General features: G+C 62.5%; 1 protein-coding gene. It reads left to right on the forward strand.

The genetic code is table 11. The annotated features are described in order from the left end of the window. On the forward strand, positions 1-166 hold a 166-nt coding region (gene rpsK, locus ACPYOM_RS22865), incomplete at its 5' end, for a 30S ribosomal protein S11 (protein WP_481347720.1). Positions 167-261 lie beyond the last annotated feature (95 nt).

The raw sequence follows: 261 nt of genomic DNA on the forward strand, positions 1-261 counted from the left end.
GGATTACGGCGTCAAGTCCCTGGAAGTCCGCATCAAGGGCCCGGGTCCGGGTCGTGAGTCGGCCGTGCGCTCGCTGAACAACGTGGGCTACAAGATCACCAACATCATCGACGTGACGCCAATCCCGCACAACGGGTGCCGTCCGCCGAAGAAGCGTCGCGTCTAAAGGAGCGATAAGAAATGGCTCGTTATATCGGTCCTACCTGTAAGCTCGCCCGCCGCGAAGGCGCCGACCTTTCCCTCAAGAGCCCGGCCCGTGCG

This window comes from Monashia sp. HAY1-2A (genome assembly GCF_056755315.1).